The 23,119-nt window shown below is 59.5% G+C and carries 26 protein-coding genes; 10 read left to right on the forward strand and 16 right to left on the reverse strand.

Features of this window, described 5'->3' with window-relative positions:
* Positions 1-646: 646 nt before the first annotated feature.
* The 6 genes from KZJ38_RS32565 to KZJ38_RS32590 form a co-directional block, all read right to left on the reverse strand.
* A complete protein-coding gene (locus tag KZJ38_RS32565; protein WP_219801148.1) occupies positions 647-1,417 on the reverse strand; it encodes an SDR family oxidoreductase in 771 nt (256 codons plus the stop codon).
* A gap of 255 nt (positions 1,418-1,672) precedes the next feature.
* The gene (locus KZJ38_RS32570) at positions 1,673-2,572 is read right to left on the reverse strand and encodes a LysR family transcriptional regulator (protein WP_219801149.1); all 900 of its coding nucleotides are present in this window, start codon (positions 2,570-2,572) and stop codon (positions 1,673-1,675) included.
* A gap of 198 nt (positions 2,573-2,770) precedes the next feature.
* Complete coding sequence (locus KZJ38_RS32575; protein WP_219801150.1) at positions 2,771-3,658, reverse strand: alpha/beta fold hydrolase; 888 nt, start codon at positions 3,656-3,658, stop codon at positions 2,771-2,773.
* Positions 3,659-3,951: 293 nt separating this feature from the next.
* Positions 3,952-4,191: a LysR substrate-binding domain-containing protein gene (locus KZJ38_RS32580; RefSeq protein WP_219803766.1), complete on the reverse strand. Its 240-nt coding sequence runs from the start codon at positions 4,189-4,191 to the stop codon at positions 3,952-3,954.
* Positions 4,192-4,234: 43 nt separating this feature from the next.
* Positions 4,235-4,909: a haloacid dehalogenase type II gene (locus KZJ38_RS32585; RefSeq protein ID WP_219801151.1), complete on the reverse strand. Its 675-nt coding sequence runs from the start codon at positions 4,907-4,909 to the stop codon at positions 4,235-4,237.
* Positions 4,910-5,326: 417 nt separating this feature from the next.
* The gene (locus KZJ38_RS32590; RefSeq protein WP_219801152.1) at positions 5,327-5,911 is read right to left on the reverse strand and encodes a CGNR zinc finger domain-containing protein; all 585 of its coding nucleotides are present in this window, start codon (positions 5,909-5,911) and stop codon (positions 5,327-5,329) included.
* A 214-nt stretch (positions 5,912-6,125) separates the two neighbouring features.
* Between KZJ38_RS32590 and KZJ38_RS32595 the strand changes: the two genes are divergently transcribed.
* The 3 genes from KZJ38_RS32595 to KZJ38_RS32605 all read left to right on the forward strand — a co-directional run bounded on the left by KZJ38_RS32595 (position 6,126) and on the right by KZJ38_RS32605 (position 8,626).
* Positions 6,126-6,728 carry a TetR/AcrR family transcriptional regulator gene (locus tag KZJ38_RS32595; RefSeq protein WP_219801153.1) on the forward strand — a complete coding sequence of 201 codons (603 nt, stop codon included), beginning with the start codon at positions 6,126-6,128 and terminating at the stop codon, positions 6,726-6,728.
* A 9-nt stretch (positions 6,729-6,737) separates the two neighbouring features.
* Positions 6,738-7,574, forward strand: coding sequence for an alpha/beta fold hydrolase (locus KZJ38_RS32600; protein ID WP_219801154.1), 837 nt, complete (start codon positions 6,738-6,740; stop codon positions 7,572-7,574).
* Between the two features lie 464 nt (positions 7,575-8,038).
* Positions 8,039-8,626, forward strand: a complete 588-nt coding sequence (locus KZJ38_RS32605) for a CGNR zinc finger domain-containing protein (protein WP_219803767.1) — start codon at positions 8,039-8,041, stop codon at positions 8,624-8,626.
* Between the two features lie 13 nt (positions 8,627-8,639).
* Here the strand turns inward: KZJ38_RS32605 and KZJ38_RS32610 are convergent, their stop codons facing one another.
* Complete coding sequence (locus tag KZJ38_RS32610) at positions 8,640-9,074, reverse strand: MAPEG family protein (protein ID WP_219801155.1); 435 nt, start codon at positions 9,072-9,074, stop codon at positions 8,640-8,642.
* 404 nt (positions 9,075-9,478) lie between these two features.
* Between KZJ38_RS32610 and KZJ38_RS32615 the strand changes: the two genes are divergently transcribed.
* The 5 genes from KZJ38_RS32615 to KZJ38_RS32635 all read left to right on the forward strand — a co-directional run bounded on the left by KZJ38_RS32615 (position 9,479) and on the right by KZJ38_RS32635 (position 13,922).
* Positions 9,479-10,219 carry a LysR family transcriptional regulator gene (locus tag KZJ38_RS32615; RefSeq protein WP_219801156.1) on the forward strand — a complete coding sequence of 247 codons (741 nt, stop codon included), beginning with the start codon at positions 9,479-9,481 and terminating at the stop codon, positions 10,217-10,219.
* A 249-nt stretch (positions 10,220-10,468) separates the two neighbouring features.
* A complete protein-coding gene (locus KZJ38_RS32620) occupies positions 10,469-11,170 on the forward strand; it encodes a response regulator transcription factor (protein WP_219801157.1) in 702 nt (233 codons plus the stop codon).
* Between the two features lie 183 nt (positions 11,171-11,353).
* On the forward strand, positions 11,354-11,539 hold the full coding sequence (locus KZJ38_RS32625; RefSeq protein WP_219801158.1) for a DUF3460 family protein: 186 nt from the start codon (positions 11,354-11,356) through the stop codon (positions 11,537-11,539).
* Positions 11,540-11,672: 133 nt separating this feature from the next.
* Positions 11,673-12,758 (forward strand): ferrochelatase, encoded by a 1,086-nt coding sequence (gene hemH / locus KZJ38_RS32630; protein ID WP_219801159.1) that lies wholly within the window; start codon positions 11,673-11,675, stop codon positions 12,756-12,758.
* A gap of 132 nt (positions 12,759-12,890) precedes the next feature.
* On the forward strand, positions 12,891-13,922 hold the full coding sequence (locus tag KZJ38_RS32635) for an AraC family transcriptional regulator (protein WP_219801160.1): 1,032 nt from the start codon (positions 12,891-12,893) through the stop codon (positions 13,920-13,922).
* Here KZJ38_RS32635 and KZJ38_RS32640 read toward each other — a convergent pair.
* From KZJ38_RS32640 to KZJ38_RS32670, 7 genes are all read right to left on the reverse strand, one after another.
* Positions 13,904-14,242, reverse strand: coding sequence for an SUF system Fe-S cluster assembly protein (locus KZJ38_RS32640; RefSeq protein ID WP_219801161.1), 339 nt, complete (start codon positions 14,240-14,242; stop codon positions 13,904-13,906). The two genes, KZJ38_RS32635 and KZJ38_RS32640, sit on opposite strands and share 19 nt — an antisense overlap.
* Positions 14,239-14,688, reverse strand: coding sequence for a Fe-S cluster assembly sulfur transfer protein SufU (sufU, locus tag KZJ38_RS32645; protein ID WP_219801162.1), 450 nt, complete (start codon positions 14,686-14,688; stop codon positions 14,239-14,241). Before sufU ends, KZJ38_RS32640 begins: the two co-directional genes overlap by 4 nt.
* Complete coding sequence (locus KZJ38_RS32650; RefSeq protein ID WP_219801163.1) at positions 14,685-15,929, reverse strand: cysteine desulfurase; 1,245 nt, start codon at positions 15,927-15,929, stop codon at positions 14,685-14,687. The genes sufU and KZJ38_RS32650 overlap by 4 nt, the downstream gene beginning before the upstream one ends.
* Before the next feature lie 14 nt (positions 15,930-15,943).
* A complete protein-coding gene (gene sufD, locus KZJ38_RS32655) occupies positions 15,944-17,278 on the reverse strand; it encodes a Fe-S cluster assembly protein SufD (RefSeq protein WP_219801164.1) in 1,335 nt (444 codons plus the stop codon).
* Positions 17,275-18,051 carry a Fe-S cluster assembly ATPase SufC gene (gene sufC, locus KZJ38_RS32660; protein WP_219801165.1) on the reverse strand — a complete coding sequence of 259 codons (777 nt, stop codon included), beginning with the start codon at positions 18,049-18,051 and terminating at the stop codon, positions 17,275-17,277. The genes sufD and sufC overlap by 4 nt, the downstream gene beginning before the upstream one ends.
* A gap of 47 nt (positions 18,052-18,098) precedes the next feature.
* Positions 18,099-19,547 (reverse strand): Fe-S cluster assembly protein SufB, encoded by a 1,449-nt coding sequence (sufB, locus tag KZJ38_RS32665; RefSeq protein ID WP_219801166.1) that lies wholly within the window; start codon positions 19,545-19,547, stop codon positions 18,099-18,101.
* Between the two features lie 246 nt (positions 19,548-19,793).
* Positions 19,794-19,937 (reverse strand): DUF3563 domain-containing protein, encoded by a 144-nt coding sequence (locus tag KZJ38_RS32670; RefSeq protein ID WP_219801167.1) that lies wholly within the window; start codon positions 19,935-19,937, stop codon positions 19,794-19,796.
* Positions 19,938-20,305: 368 nt separating this feature from the next.
* Here KZJ38_RS32670 and KZJ38_RS32675 point away from each other — a divergent pair, with 368 nt between their 5' ends.
* Both KZJ38_RS32675 and rclC read left to right on the forward strand, forming a co-directional pair.
* A complete protein-coding gene (locus tag KZJ38_RS32675) occupies positions 20,306-20,662 on the forward strand; it encodes a DUF4148 domain-containing protein (RefSeq protein WP_246641883.1) in 357 nt (118 codons plus the stop codon).
* 54 nt (positions 20,663-20,716) lie between these two features.
* Positions 20,717-21,337, forward strand: a complete 621-nt coding sequence (gene rclC, locus KZJ38_RS32680) for a reactive chlorine resistance membrane protein RclC (protein WP_219801168.1) — start codon at positions 20,717-20,719, stop codon at positions 21,335-21,337.
* 59 nt (positions 21,338-21,396) lie between these two features.
* Here rclC and KZJ38_RS32685 read toward each other — a convergent pair whose 3' ends face one another.
* On the reverse strand, positions 21,397-21,945 hold the full coding sequence (locus tag KZJ38_RS32685) for a DUF3455 domain-containing protein (protein ID WP_246641884.1): 549 nt from the start codon (positions 21,943-21,945) through the stop codon (positions 21,397-21,399).
* A gap of 193 nt (positions 21,946-22,138) precedes the next feature.
* Positions 22,139-22,771, reverse strand: coding sequence for an MlaC/ttg2D family ABC transporter substrate-binding protein (locus KZJ38_RS32690; protein WP_219801169.1), 633 nt, complete (start codon positions 22,769-22,771; stop codon positions 22,139-22,141).
* Between the last annotated feature and the right edge of the window lie 348 nt (positions 22,772-23,119).

The following is a 23,119-nucleotide window of genomic DNA, read 5'->3' on the forward strand; positions in this document are numbered from 1 at the left end:
CTCGCCGTGCGTTAAGCGATAAATCAACGACTTTCTTAAGAGACCAAAGAGATGACAGTGATTCGCGAATCAAATAGGATGACAGCAGATCGAATGTGATCCAGCGGAATAGAGAGGAAAGAGATAGAGCAGACATGGCGGGGCGCACGAATCGGCCCGGAGAACAGTATCCCTCGCATGCCGCGTCTTCATCGCTGCGCAACAGCAGCGAGAACGGCATGCGATTTCAAAAGCTATTTCGATGCGACACAGTCGTGACTGCGATTCACTACGGCCTGATCGAGCCGAGCTGCTTGAGCAGCGTCAGATTGCCCTCGAGGTGCCGCGTAGCGCAGCGACGCACGTTCGACCGATTTCGTTTGCGCTGAGTGATCGGACAGTTCGAGATGATGCGAAGTCGGCAGTGTTTCTATGGCCGCATGCGCGCTTCCTGTCGCGCCGACCGCGCCAACCACGCCTATTGCTGCCGCGGCGAGCGACAACGGTAATGCCTTTGCTAGTGTCTCAATCCGTTTCATAGCTGGTGTTCTCACAGTACTGGCTTCGGATTCCGAACGCGAACGCACGTGCATCCGCGATTCGACCGCTTCGACCGTTTCGACAGCTAAACTTCGACGCGCTTCGACGCGCTTCGTCGTCGGTGCTTTCAAAGACCCTTCACCTCGCCACCGTCCATCCGCAACGCCGCGCCGATCAACCATTCGCCTGCCGGAGACAGAATGAAGGCCATCAGTTCGGCAATATCGTCCGGTTTGCCGTAGCGAGTGATGCCCGCCAGCGCCGGAAACTTCTCGAGCGCCTCTTCCACCGTCATATCGTGAGAAGCCGCGTACTTCTCCATATACGAGCGGCGCCGATCGGTCATCACAGGGCCCGGAAGCACGCTATTCACACGCACGCCGTCGCCGATGCCGCGGTCCGCAAACGCCTTTGCCATCGCGACGATCGCCGCATTGACCGTCGCAACAGCCGCAAAGCCCGATTTCGGCGCTTCAGCGGAATTGCCCGACGTAAAAATCACCGCGCCGTGTGTTGCCTTCAACGCGTCCCACGCCCGAATCGCTAGCCTTCTCGCACCGTGCAACTTAAGCGCGAAACCGTCGTCCCATTGCGCATCGGTCATTTCGAGCACGTCGATCTGCGGCACCGCACCAGCGATGTTGACTACCGCGTCGATCCGGCCGAACTGCTTAAGCGTGCTGGCGACTACGGCTTCGGCTGCCGCCGGCTCGCGCAGGTCGACACAAACATCAAGCGCTTCCGCACCGATCGCAACGATATCTTTGGCCGTGGCCTTCAACAATTCCGCGTCGCGCGCGGCAATCACGACACCGCCGAAGTTTTGCGCGAGACGAATCGCCGTTGCGCGCCCGATGCCGCGGCTCGCGCCGGTCACGATCGCAATTTTCTTTTCCATTTTCCGTTACCTCCGAAAATACGATGGTTAGATTTGAACCGCTCGATCTTCACATCGATTTGCATGCCATATCGTTCTGAGTGAAGATCGCCGCGTTTCGACGATGAGAAGACTGGTGAACGCTGCTTCGTTGAGTCCAGTATCGGAGAATCCAGCCGGACAAGCCATGAAGCGGGCGAGATAGCTGCTATGACCCGAGTGCTACGACCCGAGCGTTATGACCGCGCAGCGAGCGCCGTGCGGCTTTCGCCGGCTCTAGGCCGATCGCACCACTTTCGATGCGCTTTCACGCGCGATTTCGAGCATCAGTGCGGTCATGGCCGACAGCGGCCGTCCGCGCCGCGTCACTGCGACGATCCAGCGGCGCATTAGCGGCTGCTCGATGTTTACGCGCACGAGTTGATATTCCTGCAGAAGCTTTTCCGGAATCAGGACCGGCAGGATGCATTGGCCGTTCGTCATCGACACGAGCTTCAGCATGGCATCGACTGTTTCGACCTCCGCCGTGACCGTTGCGTCGAAGTCCTTCGTGTGCAGCATTTTTCGCAGCGCGTAGCCCACCGGAAACGCAACGAGCGGCACCGCTTCCGCGCGCAAGTCGACGCAAGCTCTCGTCGCAAAGCGTGAACTTTCATGCACGACGAGACACATGGTGTCTTCGAATAACGGCGTGATCTCGAGTTGATCGGACGCGACTGCCGAGTCGTACGCGAAACCGATCTCCGCTCTTCCGTTCTCGACCAGCTCTACGACACCCGGCGAGCTTCTTCCCAGTAACGCGAGGCTCGCGCTCGGTCGTTGCGCCATAAACTTGGCGGCCACTTCCGCCATAAAGTAATAGCTGAGCGTGTGGATCGTCGCGACATGAATGCTGCCGTCGGTCACACCGTGATCGTTGCGCAATTGCAGAATCGTGTTGTCCACCAGCTGATACGCAGCGCTGACCACTTCCAGCAGCTTGCGCCCCGCTTCTGTCAACTCGACCCCGCGCCCATGACGAATGAACAGCGGCTGCCCGATAAATTCTTCGAGGCTCGCCAGATGACGGCTCAATCCGGATTGCGTGAGCGACAAGGCTTCCGCTGCTGCGGAAAGCGATTTATGGGCCGCTATTTCTATGAAAAGTCTGGCCTGATAGTCAACGTTGGTTTTCATGGGTGCAGGTGCATTGCTTCATGGGACGGCCAGCAGCCGAATTCTTATAAAAATAGTTGCACGAACATATGTAACTTGTCAAATCGATTCTTAATGGTTACTCATGCTGTGCATTCCGACGATGCTTTTCCTCCCTCGCCCGCTAAATTGCCTGACCGCAACCGCAATTCGCGCGCCAGGCAGCCGCGGGGCCCGGTCTTATGCCTTCAGACTCTGCGCGAGGAAATCACGCATCGCCGACGCGATTTCGTCCACATGGGTCTCCAGCGCGAAATGTCCGGTGTCGAGCATCCTGACCAGCGCTTTCGGATTGTCGCGACGATAGGCTTCGGCGCCGGGCGGAATAAAGAACGGGTCGTTTTTTCCCCAGATCGCGAGCGTCGGCGGCAACTTCTCCCTGAAAAACTGCTGGAACACCGGATAGAGCTTCAGGTTCGATTGATAATCGAGGAACAGGTCGAGCTGGATATCTTTCTGGCCCGGGCGCTCGAGCAGCGCCGCGTCGAGCGTGTACGACTCCGGCGCGACCGAATCGGGGTTCGCGACACCGTGCAAATATTGAAAGCGCGTCCCCTCGAAATTGAGAATCGCGTCGTGTACGGTCTTACGGTGAGCCGGTGTCGGCTCCGCCCAGTACTTGCGGATCGGGTCCCATGCGTCGCCGAGCCCCTCTTCGTACGCGTTGCCGTTCTGGGAGATCAGCGCGCTAACGCGCTCCGGAAATTTCACGGCAAGCCTCAAGCCAACCGGCGCACCATAGTCGAACACATAGACGGCGTAGCGCTTCAGCGCGAGCTTGTCGACAAATGCGGCCATCGTCTGCGCGAGCGCATCGAATGAATACTGATAGCCGCGCGCTGCGGGAACATCGGTGAAACCGAATCCGGGTAAGTCCGGTGCGATCACCCGATAGGTATCCGCAAGGCGCGGAATCAACTCACGATACATATGCGACGAGGACGGGAAACCGTGCAGCAGCAACACCACCGGCGCCGTGGCGGCGCCCGCTTCCCGATAGAAGACACTGACGCCATCCGCCTCGACACGCTTGACGGAAACCGCTGGGACGCTATGGCCTTTCGACATTGAAATCTCCATGAACGATTGATCTACAGGTTGCCCGCCGCCGTTCAGAACGCGCGACGGCCGGTTGGTCAAACTACTGATTTTTTGTTTTATTGGTTACACAGTCTGATTTTCATGACGGCGGCCAGGCGCCGATTCCGACTCTTCAAATCCCGTCGGTATCCTATCGAATCCAATGTATTGCAAAGCGTACGGCGTATTTGTTCAAATCGCCCGTTGCGGTGATTCCGCTTTTTCGGTGCGCGCCGCGCGGCATGCGACGACCTGCGGCAGCGTCACGTCGCGACTCTGCGTCAATCCGTCTGCACAGTCGCACCGCTGATCGACTCGATGGCTTCATGCAGATCGTCGAGCGCCGGTGCGATATAGTCCTTGAGAAAAGCGATCAGCTTCGACACCTTCGCATCGAGATACCGGCGCGCTCGATAGAGCGCGACGATATTGAACGCATGTAGACGGTACTGCGGCAACACCCTCACCACCGCGCCGCTGCGCAGATCGTCGGTCACGGTGTAGGTGGCGAGCGAAAGCATCTCAACCACACTGTTCTCCCAGGGTTCGCAGCCCGTCGCCTTCCTACCCAACCAACCGCGCGAGCTCGATCAGCGATCGATGCTCGCTATACAACGTCGCGAACTCGTACTCCGGCGGCGCTTGCATCCGATTGATACGCGCTGCCTTGAAGCCGAACGACGATGCGCCTGCCAGATCCCACGTGTTGCTCGATACGAACACCACCTCTTCCGGCTTCACGTCCAACGTATCGCAGGCGTACTGGTAAACACGCGGGTCTGGCTTATAGACTTTCAGATCGTCAACCGACAACGCGGCGTCCATAAATTCCAGCAATCCGCCTGCTTCGAGCGCGGCCCGGATCATCGGGTTCGTGCCATTCGACAGCACAGAAATTTTGACCCGTGAATCTTTCAAACGGGTGAGCGCTTCACGGGCGTCCGGGTGCGCGTCGAGCACGAAATACGCGCTTAGCAGGCGTGCTTTCAGGTTCTTGTCGTGATCGAGTTTGAACGTGCGCAAGGTGTAATCAAGCGCTTCTTCGGTCACGGTCCAGAAATCCTCATAGCGATTCATCAACGTGCGCGTCCAGCAATACTCAAGCTGACGGGATCGCCACATCGCCGCGAAGGCATCGGCCTTCTCTCCTACCGACACCGCATTCCGTTTAACCGCCGCGTTGACGTCCAGCAGCGTTCCGTACGCGTCAAACACAAAAGCCCGAATACCGTCCGACATATTCCGCTCCAGTTGATGGTCAAGGTGCAATCCATATTAACCGGTTGATGTGGTTTATCCAAACACCGGCACCTTGTCGACACGTGAAAACACTTTTCTATTTCTGTCCTGAATGGACGATGAAGTGTTGAGCGCAAAGCGTGTCGTAGAACGCTAAGGACTACCCCAGTAGGCCTGACGACGACAAAATCATCGGGCGCGCGAATGCGGTGCCGCTCGAGCTCCAGGCTGTGTCATAACAGATATGCACGCGCCGGATGGCAAGACACGAGGACTGGATCTTGTGTTGCGGAAGTAAAGCGGTGGGCACGGCCAGCGTGGCCGTGAAGGATAAGGGCTGCGTGCTGTGGCGCGCCGGGCAGAGGCAACGCGCCAGACGGGAAGCCGGTGTCAGGACACCGCCGGCCTTCGCGCGGCTCAATGCGTATGCGCGGCCCCCGCCTGCTTGCGCTTGAACGCATGAACTTTCGCGCGGCTGCCGCAGCGCTGCATCGAACACCAGCGGCGCTGACCGCTCGGCGAGGTATCGACGAAGAGCATCCTGCAATCGGGCTGGTCGCAGGTCTTGACGCGCATTTTCAGCGGCCCCGTTACGAGGTCGATCGCATCGCGCGCAATGATCGAGATCGCCGTTGCCAAGGGATCGTCGGAAACCACCGATACAGTGCCGGTCGAACTATCGAGCTGCGGCATTCCCAGCGGATACTTCGCCGCGCGATTGACGATGCTCACGGCGCGGTCCGGCAACTTGCCGTGCATCGCCCCCGTGACCAGCTGCCAGATCGCTTCGCGCAGCTCGGCAAGGCGGACCTCTTCGCTTCTGGAAAGCGCCGGCACATCGGAGAATAGACCTGCCGCTTTAAGCCATCTGCCGCTCGCACCCGCCGGCGCCATGACGTCGACCGGTTTCGAGGCGCGCCGCCGGATTGTCGCAGCAAGGTCGAGTGAAACCCGGCCGGAATTGAAACGGAACTCCGACGCCATCGCTCTCGCAATCGCCATACAAATGCACCTTATTGAAAGGAAAACATCGAGGAAAACAACGCTGAAAACAATGTGCAACCAGTATATCCAGTTACACCGGTTTCTATACGACGCGGATCAAAACCGGCCATATCGCGCCTTGACCCCAGGTGCTGTACTTAATAGTATGTACGCAGCAAGGACATGGGCACCAGGACGGGCACCATGCCGAACGATCAGGAGGCGCGTAGAGATGGGCCGGCGGGAAGACATCATCGAGGCAACGAAAGACCTGCTTTGGGACAAGGGATATGAAGCAACGAGCCCACGCGACATTCAGCTGAAGAGTCATTCAGGCCAGGGCAGTTTCTATCATCACTTTCCAGGCAAGCAGGCGCTGGCGCTTACCGCGATCGTCGAAGTCGTCGACGAGCGCATCGCGGATTTCGAACAGGCGATGTCGCGTGGTGGACGCTTCAAGGATCGTCTGCTTAGCTTTCTCGAGCAGAATACAAGGCCGTTGTCAGGTTGCCGCGTTGGCCGGCTCGTCTGGGATTCCGCGGTTCAGGACGATGCACTGCGGCTTCCTTTAGCGCGTTATTTCGAGCACCTGGAGGCCCGGCTGCAAGCGATTCTTGAAAGCGAACAGGCAGCGGGATCGATCCGCCTGGCGCTGCCCGCCGCCCACATCGCGCTCACCATCGTCACCGTGGTTCAAGGCAGTTTCGCAATCAGCCGCGCCATGAAGCGCTCACGCGCCGACGATTCGCGTGTGGCGCTCATAGCCTGTCTCGACCTCGCCATCGTCGAATGCGCCGCCGCGCAGGCTGCAACAGCTTCTCCAGCGAACCACTAAGGGTTGGCCATGCAAATGCCGCTTGAAGGCTCAATCAACGTTGAAGGTCAGCGGATCGCCTATACGCGCTCCGCTCAACCGCCCACGGTGGTATTGCTGCACGGCATTCCTACGAACCGCCATCTTTGGCGCCACGTCACGCCGGAACTGTCCGCGAAGCAATGCGGCTGGATTGCCTTCGATCTGGTCGGATACGGCGATTCGTCAAAGCCGGAGGCGCTCGACATCGGTGTGCGCGCACAGGCGCATTTCATTGCGGCCGCGATGCATGAGGCAGGTTGGCAACGCGGCGCCGTGGTGGGCCACGATATCGGCGGCGGCGTCGCACAATTGCTTGCGCTCGATACATCGCTGGCGGTCGATCGAATGGCCTTGGTCGACAGCGTCGCTTACGACTCGTTTCCCGAACCCGGCATTGCACGCCTTAAAGATCCCGCCTGGGACGCCATTCTGGGCGCGGAAGATTTCGATCTGCAGCGAGGCTTTGCCAAGGGCTTGAAGCATGGGTTAGCGAAAAGCGAACTCGTCACACCCGAACTCGTTGCCGGTTATGAACGGCCTTTCCATGGCGTGGCCGGCCGTCTCGCCTATCTGCGCGCCGCCCGCGCGCTGCGCAGCGAAGACCTCATGGCACGAATCGCCGATATCGAGGCGCTCGACATTCCGGTCTTGCTGATCTGGGGCGCGCACGACCATTTTCAGCCCGTCGAATACGGGCATCGGCTCGCGAACGCGTTGCAAAACGCGAAGATCGAGATCGTAGAGACGGCCGGACACTTTCTGCCCGAAGACGAGCCTGTGCTTTTGGGAAGTCACCTGGCCGATTTCGTATCGGAAGCGCGATAACGCAACGCTAGCCGCTATTGCGCTCGCTGTTAGCTGCCTTCCTTACGGCGCTCATTCTCGGAAGCGAATGAACTTCGCGCCGATTCCTGCGGTTGCGCGTTGTTGCCCATACCTGTCTTCCCGGTGCCGGCCGTCGCCCGTTACGCAATCACACCCACTTCTGCGTCGCCCAAACTTGACATCTTGCCTGCACTGGCATTCACTTACGTCATCAACCGTAAGCCAATTCGCTCGTCATGGCGTCCGCTTTCTGTGCCGCGCATACACCGATGTCCGCCGCACGCCTGCCCGTACGCCACGGGCAAAAAGGCGAACGGCGAACCCCTTGAACGCCGAGACTCCTGTATATTGCGAATACTGGTTACCGGACCCGCAAGCGCCGACACCCAGATTTGACCGGCTAATAACTTGTCATTTACAGTTTTACCGGTTACAATCGGCTTCCCGGTTACTGGAGAAGATTGATGCTTGCCCCTTCCCAAGCGTTTCTGCAGCTTGCTGACGACCCTGCGCTCGACTTTGCCAATACGCTGGCAACGAATGAGGGCGAGTTGTACGACTACCTCCAAACCGATGGCGATGTCGTTGCCTGGTTGCAGGCAATGGGGTATCTCGACGCGAAGGAGCAGCCGTCATTCAGAAAGGGCGCCCTGCTCGGCTCCGCCCGCCACCTGCGCGACGTCATCAGGAAGCTCGTCATTCAAAAGAAAGAGGGAAAGCGGGTCGACATCGCCGCGCTCAATGCTTTTCTCGTCCATGTGCGGTATCACGTGAACCTGGTTCGCAAAGCGCACGGGCATCTCGACGTCGTCCACGAATATGAGCGCTCGTCGCCCGAGCAACTGCTATCGCCGGTCGCGCAAGCGGCCGCGGAGCTGCTCGCAACCGGGGACTTCGAACTGGTCCGGAAATGCGAGGCTGACGACTGCGTGCTGTGGTTCTACGATCGAACCAAGGCACATCGGCGCCGCTGGTGCAGCATGGCCATGTGCGGCAATCGCCACAAGGTTGCGAACTTCCGCGCCCGTCAGCGGTACGCCGCAGGCGAGTGAGCGCGACAGCGCATCACGCAAGCACATCGAAAAGGCACCGTATCATCAGTACCTGCAGCGCGCCCGCGGACGAAAAAAACAGAATACGTCGCGTCGGATTATCGGCGGGAACGAGCCAGCTGATGCTATACGCGATCCGCAACAGCGCATAGCACCACGCAACGCTACTATCGAAGTCGCTTGCTCGCTGACTCATTTCCAGCGCAAGCGACACCACATAGAAAATCACCGGCGCGTCGAGCAGCCGGGCGGTATCGTAGCGAATCCATGTAGCCGTTTTCAGCACACCGGACTCGAGCGTCGAGTCGCGCGCCGGGCGTGCCGTCGTCCTCGCCGGATGACTCCCAGCCAGTGCTGCCAGCAGCAGCGCAAAGAGGCTCGGCCCCCACAGCAGAACGGACGTCCATGCCGCCAGCAAGACCGCGGGTGCAAGAATGGTGGTGTGCATGTGTGCAAAGGTAGGCGATACCCACTCGAAATCGACTGACTGTTCGCCGATTCGGCGCCGATACCGCGACTGTCGAATCAGCCCATGAATACCTCTGCTTCCATAACATTGCGGGCCCGGTGAATATTCCGCAGCCTCCGCTCGCATATACGGATGCCGGTCTTGACGGATCGCGTATTGGGATAACGTGGTTACCCTCCTCGCCCGATAACCGTTTCAATCGCTTTCGTCGGTTACGGCTACATACCAGCTATGCAGTGCCGGCCGCGCGTTGACGGTCGCGTTCTGTACCTACTACTATGTACGAACATCGAGTGCCGATTCGTTGAGTGCATTTCAGTAGGAGTTCTGTTCATCCCGGCACCCTCCACTGTCTGTTTTGGCCGTATACGAACGAAATCGGTATGAAGAACATCGACTACCAGCTGCGTCAATTCGTTAAGGTTGCCTCCTATAAATCGTTGTCCGAGGCGGCCATCGCACTCAATGTCACCCAATCGGCGTTGAGCAAACAGCTTCGGGAAATCGAGCTGGCGGTCGGCCATCGCGTCTTTCGCCGGCACGGCCGCGGTATCGAACTCACGAAACAGGGCGATGCGCTGTGGCGCGCGGTTCGCGCCGCGTACAAGCTCGTGGACGTAACCGTCGGGCAGATCCGGTCGATGCATCGGGGCACCCCAGGCAAGACATTGCGCGTCGCCACGCTGCACGGCCAGTCCCATGCCGTTGCGCACGAACTCGTCGTGACCGTGATCGGCAAACGCCCTGAGATCAATCTGACCATGATGGAAGGCTCGGCGGCAGATGTATGCCGCCTTGTCGAAACAGGTATCGCGGACGTTGGCTTTATCGAGCATGCTGCGACGATTCCGGACACACTCGAGATCAGCAGTACGGTGGCGGGACACGGCGACGGTTTCTGGTTCACTCAAGCCGAACGCACGCCGGGAGCGGCAACCGGCGCTGAAATACCGGTTACACGCATAAGCTGTCTTTCCAGTATCGGCGGCAGCAGCGACATCGTTGCAAATTCAACGATCTCCGAGGACGCAGCGGATCGAACGATTGGGCCGAACAGCCGCGAAGTGGCGGGGACCTGCCGGCGATTCGTCGCGATTACGCGAAGGATCAAACGCGCCGCATGAAAGCGGCGTCGGGAACGGGCCTCCCGAACGAGCCGCCCGAACCCGCGTCAGCACAGCATTTCACTCATTCATACGCATTCCTTTTCATGGCAACTCGCGGGCCATGCAATCCTCAACTCTTCGCGCGCTCCGTGACAACATATCTGTCATTGAGTAGACTTCTTGCCATTCTCCGGTTGCGTAGACTCAACACAGCGCGAACCGCGAACTGTAACCAGTAATCAAGATATAGCCGGTTTTGCAGAATCTATGAGCGAGACAGTCAGCCGTGGCTCGGAGAGCAACGACAGCAGCGGAATCGTCTATGTAATCGATGACGATTCACCGATCTGCGAAGCAGTCGAATCTTTGTTCCGTTCGGTGGGACTACAAGCAAAGACCTACTCGCACGCAGTGGACTTTCTGACAAGCAACATGCCCGACAGGCCATCGTGCCTGCTGCTCGACGTGCGCTTAAGAGGCCCAAGCGGCTTTGTCGTTCAAAGCCAGATGCGAGAGCGTCAAATTCATATTCCGATCATCTTCATGACGGCGCACGGCGACGTTGCAATGTCGGTCAAAGCGATGAAAGCCGGTGCGTTTGACTTCCTGACGAAGCCGGTTCGAGACCAGGAACTGCTTGATGTGGTTGCCGAGGCGCTTAAAGTCGATGAGAAGCGCATACGCTACCAACGGTCGCTGGCGGCGCTGCGCAATCATTACGACTCGCTGACCCCGCGGCAGCGCGAAGTGATGACGCTCGTGGTAAGCGGTCTGATGAACAAGCAGATTGCGTCCCAGATGTGCCTGAGCGAGATCACGGTCAAGATCTACCGCAGGGAAGCGATGAAAAAAATGGGCGCGACGACCGTGGCTGATCTCGTTCGTAAAGCAGTTCAGCTCGGCATACAGGAACCGGCGCCGGAGCACCTGATGCCAGTTGCCCAGTACGCGAAAGAAACGGCGATGTGAGAAGCAAACCCGCACGCGAACACGGCAGCAAACACAGGACGTCTGGCAGAAATCGCGCGTTCGTCGATGTGTTCACGCAATCTGACCTAACTCATACTCGAATCGACACGAGGTGAGCGATATTTTCTTACGTCATGCTCATCATCCTGTTTGTGTAGTCGATTCTCTTGTATGGAGGCCGGAATGTACCAATCCGACGCAACCCAATTTCTCAATTCGTTGAAGACGAAAAACCCGAGACTCGAAGAAGATCAACGCAAAGGCCGTGCCTTATTGTGGGACAAACAGGCCATCGATCTCGATGAGCAGGCGACGCTTCGCCGTTCGCGCGTCGCGCAGCCTCCGTACCCGTACTTCATGACGGTCTAGGCAGCGCGTAAATCCCGTTCACAGTGGCAGAAAACGCGGTGCATTTGTCATGGAGCAACGGCGCGTACTCATTGAAGACCGCATTCGCCGGTGCAACACTTGGAGCATGTGATGAGCTTCAGGAGTCCACGTCATGCATTCCAGCCTCAGCCCCGCCAGGCACACCGATACGCACTCAGCCGACACCGCCGTACTGCTGATCAACCTCGGCACGCCCGACACGCCCTCGCCGCGCGATGTCCGGCGATACCTTGCCGAGTTTCTGTCCGACCCGCGCGTGGTCGAGCTGCCGGCGTGGCCGTGGCAACCGCTTCTGCACGGACTTGTGCTGCCGTTTCGCAGCCGCGCGTCGGCGAAGAAATATGAATCGATCTGGATGCAGGAAGGGTCACCGCTTGCCGTGCACACCGAACGTCAGGCGCGCGAGCTGCAGGCGTGGTTCGATGCGCGCGGTAAGCGCATTGTCGTCGAACATGCGATGCGTTATGGCAACCCGTCGATTGCGGCGGTCATCACTCGGCTGCGCGCGAACGGCGTGAAGCGCATTCTCGTGCTGCCGATGTATCCGCAATACGCGGCGTCGACCACCGCCACCGCATTCGACAAGATCGCGGCCGCGCTGCGAAAAATCCGCAACCAGCCCGTCATGCGCTTCGTCAATCACTATCATGCGGACGCGCGCTATATCGAAGCGCTGCGTCGTCAGGTGCAGCGCTATTGGGATGCGAACGGCCGGCCAAACTTCGCCGCGGGCGACAAGGTGCTGTTCAGCTTTCATGGCTTGCCATTGCGCTCGGTCGAACTCGGCGATCCTTACTACAGCCAGTGCATGCAAACCGGCGCCTTGCTGGCCGTTGCACTCGGACTTGCACCCGGGCAATTTTGCGTGACGTTTCAATCGCGCTTCGGTTATCAGAAGTGGCTCGAACCCGCGACGGACGAAATGCTCGCCGACCTCGGCGACGCCGACACTTCGCGCGTCGACGTGTTTTGCCCCGGATTCACGGCCGATTGCATCGAGACGATCGAAGAAATCGGCATCGAGGGACGCGATATTTTCCTTGAATTTGGCGGCATGGAATTCCATCGCATCGATTGCCTCAATGAAGCGCCCGCCTTTATCGATATGCTTGGCGAGATCGCGCTCGACAATCTTGCCGGCTGGTCCAACGAGGCGCCGCTGACAAGCGGCTCAACCGACCTGTTCGAGGCGGCTTAGGCCTTTCAAATACGTAAACGATCACCTGACATCGGAACTTCGGAATAGAAGCTATCCATCACGTGTCCAATAAAGGTACGACTGCGCAAAGCGAATTTGACGTCGCGCAGTCGTTTTCATAGAGACACTGCGATGACCACGCCTTCCCAATACCTGTCCTATAGCCGCGGCGCTGCCGGCCAGTACGAATGGCAGCAACGCTTGCGCTCGCTCGGTATCGACTGCCGGATGGACCCGCTACGTTCGATCGACGCAGGTTTTACCAGCTGGAGCGCCGGGCAGATCGCGATCCTGTCTGCCGATTTTCGCCATCAGACGATCACGCCCGTGTCTCCCGACGAGTCGCCGTTGACGCACGACCATCTGTTTCTTAAGGTCGTCAAAAGCGGCTCCGCCATCATCGAACAGTTCGGGCAAACACGCGTGATTCACGAGGGCGACGTCGTCGTGCTCGATCCCAAAGAGCCTTACCGGGAAATGGTCACCGAACGCGCGACCGGGCTCGGCTTGCGCTTTCCGCGTTCCGCCCTGCGCGAACGCGGCTTTCGCTGCGCATTGCGTGGCATTTATCTGCCCGATGTGTCTTCGCCAGACGTGCAGGCGGTCCGCGCGTTGATCGAAGTGCTCGGCCAGCAATCAGGCGCGTCGAGCGCCGAGGTCAGGCGCCGCCTGGGCGATCAGTTGCTCGATCTGCTCGATATCGTGATCGACGATCCGACCGTGGTTCGCACCGGCCGCGGACCGGCGGCCATCATCTTCAAGGCGAAGCAGTTTATTTCGCGTAACGCCGGCAATGCGGATCTCTCTCCGTCGCAGATTGCCGCGCATGCGTGCGTGTCCGAAAAGCATCTGAGCCGTCTTTTCACGGCGCAAGGCACGTCGTTGATGCGCTACGTGCAGTCGGTGCGCCTCGAACGCGCCGCTCAGCTGCTTGCGGCGACGCCATGGCGGCGCAATCTGGTCGTACAGGTCGCGTTCGAGTGCGGATTTACGACCGCATCGCATTTCAGCCGCGCGTTCAAGGAGCGATTCGGTGTCGCGCCAAGCGAAGCGCAGGCGCTTGCGCTGCGTCGCTCTTCCTCAGCGGCGGGCGGTGCACATGAGGGGTTCACTGCCGAAACGCTCCAGACCGACTCCGCCCAGGATCAGAACATACCGAGTTGAAGACGCGCGGCCTCGGTCATGCGCGCCTTCGTCCAGGGCGGCTCCCACACGAGTTCAATCTTGACGTCACGTACGCCTGCCAGCGAAAACACTTCTTCCTCGACCACCGACGGAAACGTTTCTGCGACCGGGCACGCGGGCGCCGTCAGCGTCATCTGGATTTCGACGCGGCCTGCTTCCTCGTCGACCTTCAGGTCGTAGATCAGACCGAGATCGTAGATGTTCACCGGGATCTCCGGGTCGTATAGCGTACGCAATCCGTCGATCACGCGGTCTTTCAGCGGACGCGTGCTTTCGTCGCTAAACGATTCGCCGCTCATTCTTCATGCTCCTTGCGACCGTGCAATGCCGCCGATAGCGTGTGCCACGCAAGCGTTGCGCATTTGACGCGCGCCGGATAGTCACGCACGCCGGCGAGAATCCGTGTTTTACCAAGGCCTTCGACATCGCCTTGCGCGGGTTCATGATCGCTTGTCACCATGCCTTGAAAGCGCTCGATAAGCCGTTCCGCCTCCTCAAGCGTCTTGCCCTTGACGAGATCGGTCATCATCGATGCCGATGCGGTGGCGATCGCACACCCCTCGCCGTCGAAACCAACCTCGGTCACGATGCCGTTCTCGACGCGCAGCGCAAGCTTGACGCGGTCGCCGCACAGCGTGTTGTAACCCACCGCCATGTGGCTTGCGTGATCGACGTCATGCCGGTTATGCGGCCGGCGGTAGTGATCGAAGATCACCTCCTGATACAGCTCGCGGATATCGCTCATGATCCGAACAGCTCCTTCACGCGCGCAAGGCCCTTCACCAAAGCGTCGATCTCCTCGTGCGTGTTGTATAGCGCTAGCGAAGCACGCACCGTTGCCGGCACGTTAAAGCGCGCCATGGCCGGCATCGCGCAATGGTGGCCAGCGCGCACGGCAACGCCGGCATCGCTCAGAATCGAGCCGACATCGTGCGCGTGAATGCCGTCGACGACGAAAGACAGAATGCCCGATTTTTCCGCGGCCGTGCCGATCAGCCGCACCCCGTCCACGCGCTGCAATTCATCGGTCGCGTGCTCGAGCAGCGCATGCTCGCACGCTTCAATCGCGCCGAAGCCGAGCGAGCCGATATAGTCGATCGCAGCCGCAAGCGCGATGGCGCCGGCGATATTCGGCGTGCCCGCTTCGAATTTCCACGGCAGTTCGTTGTACGTGGTCTTTTCGAACGACACGGTGCGAATCATGTCGCCTCCGCCCTGCCACGGCGGCATCGTACCGAGCCATTTCGCCTTGCCGTACAGCACGCCGATACCGGTCGGGCCGTACAGCTTGTGGCCCGAAAAAGCGTAGAAATCGCAATCGAGCGACCGCACGTCGACGGGTACATGTGCAATGGCCTGCGCGCCGTCGAGCAGCACAGGAATGCCATGCTTATGTGCAATGTCGATCAGCCGCTTGATCGGATTGATCGTGCCCAATGCATTCGACACATGTGCGAGCGCAACGAGTTTAGTCCGCGGGCTCAGCAGATCTTCAAACGCCCTCACATCGAGCGTGCCGGTATCGTCGACCGGCACGACTTTCAGCGTCGCCCCGGTCTGTTCGCATGCAAGCTGCCACGGCACGATATTCGAATGATGTTCGATCGCGGAGATGACGATCTCGTCGCCCGGCTGCAAACGCGGCCGCGCGAAGCTGTGCGCGACGAGGTTGATCGCTTCGGTGGTGCCGCGCACGAAAATAATCTCAGACGTGTCCGCGGCATGGATAAACTTCGCGACCGTCGCGCGCGAACGCTCGTAGGCTTCCGTTGCGCGCTCGGCCAGCCAGTGCACGCCGCGGTGCACGTTCGAATTCGTATTGCGGTAGTAGTCGGCTTCCGCCTCGATCACGCGATACGGCTTTTGCGTAGTCGCCGCATTGTCGAGATAAACGAGCGGCTTGCCGTTCGGACGGGTGTCGAGAATCGGAAAATCGTGCCGCCATACGCGCACGAGGTCTTCGCGTTCCAGATCGATGCGTTTCATATGCATACGCTCCTTCAGGCATCCTTTGCGTCGGCCGGTGCATCGGCCATCCGCGTCAGCAAGGTGGCTTCGAGACGCGCTTTCAACGAATCGATCGCCACGCGGTCGATCACGTCGCGCGCAAAGGCGAAGGTCAGCAGCGCGCGTGCGGCCGGTTCGTCGATGCCGCGCGCACGCAGATAGAACAGCTGCGTTTCGTCGAGCTGCCCGACCGTTGTGCCATGCGTGCAGCGCACGTCGTCGGCGAAGATCTCGAGTTGAGGCTTGGTGTCGACTTCCGCATTGCGCGACAGCAGCAGATTGTGATTGGCCTGATCGGCATCGGTCTTCTGCGCATCCTGGCGCACGACGATGCGCCCGTTAAATACGCCGTGCGCGGAGCCGTCGAGCACGCCGCGGTAAGTCTCGCGGCTCGAGCATTGCGGGTGTGCATGATCGATCATCGTGTAGTGGTCGAGATGCTGCTTGCTGTTTCCGACGTAAAGGCCATCGAGCGTCGTGTGCGTGCCCGGCGCGGCGAGCTTCGCGGTAATCGTCGAGCGCGCGAGCGCGGCGCCGAACGAAAACGCATACGACGAGAAACGACTCGCGCTACGTTGCCCGGCAATGACGGTTCCCGTATGAACGGCGGCCGGCGCTTCCTGTTGCACGCGATAGTGCTGCACATCCGCGTTGTCATCCGCATGGATGTGCGTCACCGTGTTTGTGTAGTACCAGTTTTCCCGAGTGCCAACATACTGTTCTACGGCGGCACAACGCGCGTGCGCCCCTGCGACAATCAGGTTCAAAGGCTGGACGGTCAGATCGCTTTCGCCGCCGCCGATAAAGAGCACATGCAGCGGCTTGTCGAGCATCGTATGCGGCGGTATCAGCATCACGAAACCATCGCGCGCAAAAGCGGCGTTAAACGCTGTGAGCCCGTTGAACTCTTCGTCACGTTCGAGTTGCTTGCGGATTTCGTCGGGCATCTGTTCGAGCGCACTGGCGAGGCTGCCGATAAATACGCCCGGCGGCAGCGCACCGATGTCGGACTGCTCCTGCACCCACGCGCCGTTCACAAACACCAACCGGTGTGCGTCATGGAGCGCATGCAGCTTCACGAGCCGTTCGACGTCCTGTTGATAGCCTTGATGATCGAGGGCCGGTGCAAAACGCAGCAGCTTGTCGTTCAGAACGTCGAGATTCGTGTACTTCCACGCTTCCTCGGTACGCGCCGGAAACCCCTGCACGCGAAACTGTTCGAAGGCCCGCAAGCGCCGCTCGTTCATCCACGGCAGCGCCGCGCCCGGCAAAGTCGGCGCAAGCGCCGTGAACACCTGCGTCAGATGGTCGAGGGACTCGCTCTTCATACCGTCACCTGCGCAGAAGCCTCTTCGTCGGAACCCTGCACGAGCCAGCCATAACCGCGCTGTTCAAGCTCGAGCGCCAGCTCACGCGTGCCCGACCGCACGATTTTCCCTTGCGACAGCACGTGCACATAGTCCGGCACGATGTAGTCGAGCAGCCGCTGATAGTGCGTGACCAGCACAATCGCGCGCTCGGGGCTGCGCATGGCATTGACGCCTTTGGCCACGAGTTGCAGCGCGTCGATATCGAGTCCGGAATCGGTTTCATCGAGAATCGCCAGCTTCGGTTCGAGCACCGCCATCTGCAGAATCTCGTTGCGCTTCTTCTCGCCGCCGGAGAACCCTTCGTTCACCGCGCGATGCAGTAGATCGTCGTTCATCTGCATCACGTCCATCCTGCTTCGCAGCAGCTCGAGAAAATCGATCGCGTCGAGTTCCGGTTCGCCGCGATGGCGGCGCTGCGCATTGAGCGCCGCGCGCAGCAGATAGACGTTGCTCACGCCCGGAATTTCGACCGGATACTGGAACGCGAGAAAAATGCCTTCGCGCGCGCGTTCCTCCGGCGCAAGCTCGAGCAGATTCGAGCCGAACCACGATACTTCGCCACCCGTAATCTCGAACTGGTCGCGGCCCGCCAGCACATTCGCAAGCGTGCTCTTGCCCGAGCCGTTCGGCCCCATGATCGCGTGCACTTCGCCCGGCTTCACATCGAGGTCGATGCCGCGCAGAATCTCTTTGCCTTCAACGCTTGCACGCAGGTTTCTGATTTTCAGCATGATTAAATACTCCTGGCTGTTCTTTCGTGACTGCCACTTCAGCTTTGCTAGCCCACGCTGCCTTCCAGGCTGATGCCCAGCAGCTTTTGCGCTTCGACCGCGAATTCCATCGGCAACTGGTCGAACACTTCCTTGCAGAATCCGTTGACGATCATCGACACCGCGTCTTCCGCCGACAGCCCGCGCTGCATGCAATAGAACAGCTGGTCTTCGCCGACGCGCGACGTCGATGCTTCGTGCTCGACCTTCGCTGTCGGATTTTTCACTTCGATATACGGAAACGTATGCGCGCTGCAGCGGTCGCCCATTAGCAGCGAATCGCATTGCGTGAAATTGCGCGCGCCTTCGGCCGAACGCGCGATGCGCACGAGTCCGCGATACGCGTTGCTGCCGCGCCCCGCCGAAATGCCCTTGGACACGATCGTGCTGCGAGTATTCGCGCCGATATGAATCATCTTCGTGCCGGTATCCGCCTGCTGCAGGTTGTTGGTCAGCGCGACCGAGTAGAACTCCCCGATCGAGTTGTCGCCGCGCAGAATCACGCTCGGGTACTTCCACGTGATGGCCGAGCCGGTTTCGACCTGCGTCCACGAAATCTTCGAATTTTTCCCGCGGCAATCGCCGCGCTTGGTCACGAAGTTGTAGATGCCGCCGCGGCCGTTCTCGTCGCCCGGATACCAGTTCTGCACCGTCGAATAGCGGATCTGCGCATCGTCGAGCGCGACAAGTTCCACCACCGCCGCATGCAGCTGATTTTCATCGCGCATCGGCGCTGTGCAGCCTTCGAGATAACTGACTTGCGCGCCTTTGTCCGCGATGATCAGCGTGCGTTCGAACTGGCCGGTGTTTTGCGCATTGATGCGGAAATAGGTCGACAGTTCCATCGGGCAGCGCACGCCGGGCGGCACATAGACAAACGAGCCGTCGCTGAACACCGCCGAATTCAATGCCGCAAAGAAGTTGTCCTTGTGCGGCACGACGGATCCCAGATATCGCTGCACGAGATCCGGGTGATCGCGTACCGCATCCGAAAACGAGCAGAAAATAATGCCGAGCGCCGAGAGCTTTTCACGGAACGTCGTGGCAACCGATACGCTGTCGAACACCGCATCGACCGCCACGCCCGCCAGTATTTCGCGTTCCTTGAGCGGCACGCCGAGCCTTTCGTAGGTGCGCAACAGTTCCGGGTCGACTTCGTCGAGACTCTTCGGCCCGGTATTTCCCGTCTTTGGCGCCGAGTAATAGACGATCGACTGGTAATCGATCGCCTCGCGCCGCACCGTGGCCCATTGCGGCTCGATCATCGTCAACCAGTGGCGATATGCCGCAAGGCGCCATTCGAGCAGAAACTCCGGCTCGCCTTTGCGCGCTGAAATTGCGCGGATCACGTTCTCGTCCAGCCCCGGCGGCAACGAATCGGCCTGCACGTCCGACACAAAACCATGCTTGTACTGACGGTTTACGAAGGGGTCGAGTTCGGTCATCGTGTCTGCCATGCGTACTCTCCATGTGAATCCTGCGCGTGACTTCTGCATCGTCCGATGCATGTTCCGTACCGCATGAATCAAAGTTTAGGCTTTATCAGGAGCCCTTTATGTCGATACGGTTTTATGGTCTTCGAGCGCTATAACCATGCGCCTCTCAGGTCTTTCGGCGGCGCGTGCTTTTCGCCTGCCCGTGCGTTTCGCGATAAACGCACGCATCGCGAATGCGTGCGTTTATCGCATAGCGATCAGGCTGTTTCAGGGCCCAAGCCAGCGGTCCGTCTCCCGTATGCGGCGTTCGAGTTCATCGATCGTCTTTGCCTGCGCGAGGTATTCCTCGCGACGGTCAAACGACGCGCTCACGAACCATCTGGAGATTGCGTTCAGAAAATAACGAAGCATGATTTCATCCGTCCAACGATGTCGATCACATTCCGGATCGCGCAACCCTGGCGATGACGTTTTTCCAAACAGCGAGGCGAGAGGTGTGTTTCCGGTACCGCGGAAGCACTACGCCGTGATGCGCGCAATACTTCCTCGTTGGAGGACATGGGTGCAAAGCGTCGCTTTGCAAAAAGCGCCGAACGGCGAATCGCGCCAAAAATGCAGCGCTTTCCGCCAGTCTCACGCAGTGGTCGCGCCTTCCATGAGGCCTGATCCGAATGAGCATGTGTTTGATCCATCCGGACTGCAGGCCGCCGCAGGTTCCCTCCTAGAGTGGACGTACGCCATCGCCGATGGCCACACGTTACCCACCTCAACGGAGAAACATGATGAAGATCCGATTCGCTACTCCCCTCGTGGCCGCGGCCGCGCTCGCCATTTCCGCATGGGCCGGCACTGCCGCGAACGTCGCGCACGCGGGTGAACTGACGCGTGCCCAGGTGCGGGCCGAACTCGCGCAATTGCGTGCAGCCGGTTACGACCAGTCGGTCGGCGAGGACGCGCACTATCCGGACGCGCTGCAACTGGCAGAGGCGCGCGTCCATGCGACGCAGCCGGCAGCAAAAGCAGTTCAAGAAAACTCGGGCTATGGCGTCGACGCCGCAGGTACGTCGGCATCCGGCGGCAACCGCTTCGCACAGCCGGGCAACGACGGCATGAAGCCAATCTATTTCGGGCAATAAGTCACGCGCGGGCCGTTCGCGCGGCCTCCTCCGACTCTTCTGGTGAGAAAAATCATGAACCTCTATACCGACTTTCTGCGAGTCGCGAGCCGTGGCGAAGGCCTCGGCGCGAATCTCGTCCGTATCGCCATCGCGATCGTGTTTCTGTGGATCGGCGCGCTAAAGTTCGTTCCGTACGAAGCGGACAGTATTACGCCGCTCGTCGCGCAAAGCCCTGTGATGGAGTTCTTCTACGAGCATCCGAAGGAGTATGCGCAGCATATGACGAAGGAAGGCCAGCTCGTGCCCGAGCAACGCCAATGGCAGCAGGCCAATAACACGTACGGCTTCTCGCGTGGCCTCGGCACGCTCGAAATCATCATTGGCCTGCTCGTGCTGTCGAACTTCGTTTCGCGCAACCTCGGGCTGCTCGGTGGCGTGCTGTCGTTTCTCACACCGTTCGTCACACTGTCGTTCCTGATAACGACACCGGAGACCTGGGTGCCCGCGCTCGGCGATGCGCAGCACGGCTTTCCGTTTTTATCCGAGCACGGCCGGCTGATCATCAAGGACACCGTGATACTGGCCGGCGGCGTCGTGATCATCGCCGATTCGGCAAAACGGCTGCTGCTCGAACGCGCGCCGCTCACGCCGTCGGGTGTACGTTCGCTGCTCGCGAAACACACGCAATCCTGATGAGCACCGATGCGGCCGTGTTCGCGTGTGACGCGGCGGCCGCATGCGGCTCGCGGCGCTCACTTCCAGAACACGTAGTTCGCGAAGTACGGCGAGTAAGCAACCTGATGTTCAGCCGTGCACATCTGGGCCGGCGCACTGCCGCCCACCGTGTTCAATCGCTGCACATAGCGCACGCCCGACAGTTCGCCGCCGCTGTTGCCGCCGCTGTTGCCGTTTTTATCGTCGCTTGTCGTTTCAAGCAACAACTGCGGAATACTGCCTGGAGATGCGCTGGCCATCTGGGCAATCGGATGGCCGACGATACGGCTACCGTCGTGCGCCTGCCATGACGGTCCCGCGTCGTGCTGAAACACGGCTCGTCCGACTGTGTCGTACAACGTCGCCTGTGGACTTCTGAATAACCACGCGAGATGGTGCGCGCTGTCGTACTCGCACATATAGATCTGCACGCCGGTCGCGGTAGTGGATGTGTACGGCGTCGCATGCAACGGCGTAAGCGACGACGACGTCGAAACAGCGGATTGAGCCGGCACGGACCCGGCCGCCAGACAGGCGGCGGCCAGCACGGTGCATACGCGGAAAATGGATAAACGATTGCGGAACATGACGGGAGTCTCCTTGGCATAAATGCCTGCTCCGGAAACATCCGAGCCATCGTTTCTATTCCGCGTGATACAAAGCTTTCAATTTAAAACTTAGGAATTACAACAAAACTGCAACGCGGCGGCACATTCCACTCGACGGACGCTGTGCCTTATCGCCTGCGATGTGTCTGCTTATGCGCCTGCTTACGTGCTTTCACTGCTGCTGTTTGCCCGAAGCGAGCTGTTCGTTGCGCTCGGTCAGGAACTGAATAAGCCCGTCAATGCCGCTTTGCGCGATCTTCTCACCGAACTGCTGCCGATACGTCTGCACGAGCCACGCGCCGACCACATTCAGATCGTAGACACGCCAGCCTTCCGGCGTCTTGTGCAGCCGGTAGTCGATTTCGACCGGTTGCGCGTTCGTCACCGCAATGGTGCGCACTACCGTGTCCGTATCGCTCGGCGACATCCGCATTGGCGGATACTCCATTTTCTGGTCGGGCTTCAATTGTGCGAGCGCGCCTGCATACAGGTGAATCAGCAGCATCTGGAACTGATGCACGAGCGTTTTCTGCTGCTCGGGCGTTGCGGTGCGCCAGTAGCGGCCGATCGCAAGTTGCGTGGTGTAGCGGAAATCGATATACGGCAGGATGTCCCGGTTCACGATATCCATGATGCGCGGGATGTCGCTCGGGTCGATCGACTGCTGGCGCACTTCGTCAAGCACCTGTTGCGTGACGGTCTTGATCAGCGTTTGCGGGTCGGATTTGTCGTCGATCTGCGCGAACGCGCTGCCGGAAAAGACAAACGACGTGGCAAACACAGCGATCAGGAAGAGTTTTTTCATGGGGGGCGCGAATCCTGTGCAAATGCCTGGTGGCCACGCTTTGCTGCGCGCGTGGCAATGGCGACATGAAGCGGCAAAGCGGTCACAAAGACAGCGGCCACAAAGACAGCAGCGAATATGTGACAAAAAGCAGTGACGAAAGTGCAGTGACGAACGTGCAATGACAAACACACCGTGACGAAAGCGCCGTTGCAATTTAATGCAGTGGCAAATACCGGCGCTGCGCTAGCTTAGCATTGCGCAAGAAATCGCGACGGCGATCGCCGCAAAGCGCCGCCGCAGCGGCATGGACCCTCTGCCGCCTCCGAACCGCCACCCAATCGCCACCCCAGCGTCACGCAACCGCCT

The organism is Paraburkholderia edwinii (assembly GCF_019428685.1).
Lineage (GTDB): Bacteria > Pseudomonadota > Gammaproteobacteria > Burkholderiales > Burkholderiaceae > Paraburkholderia > Paraburkholderia edwinii.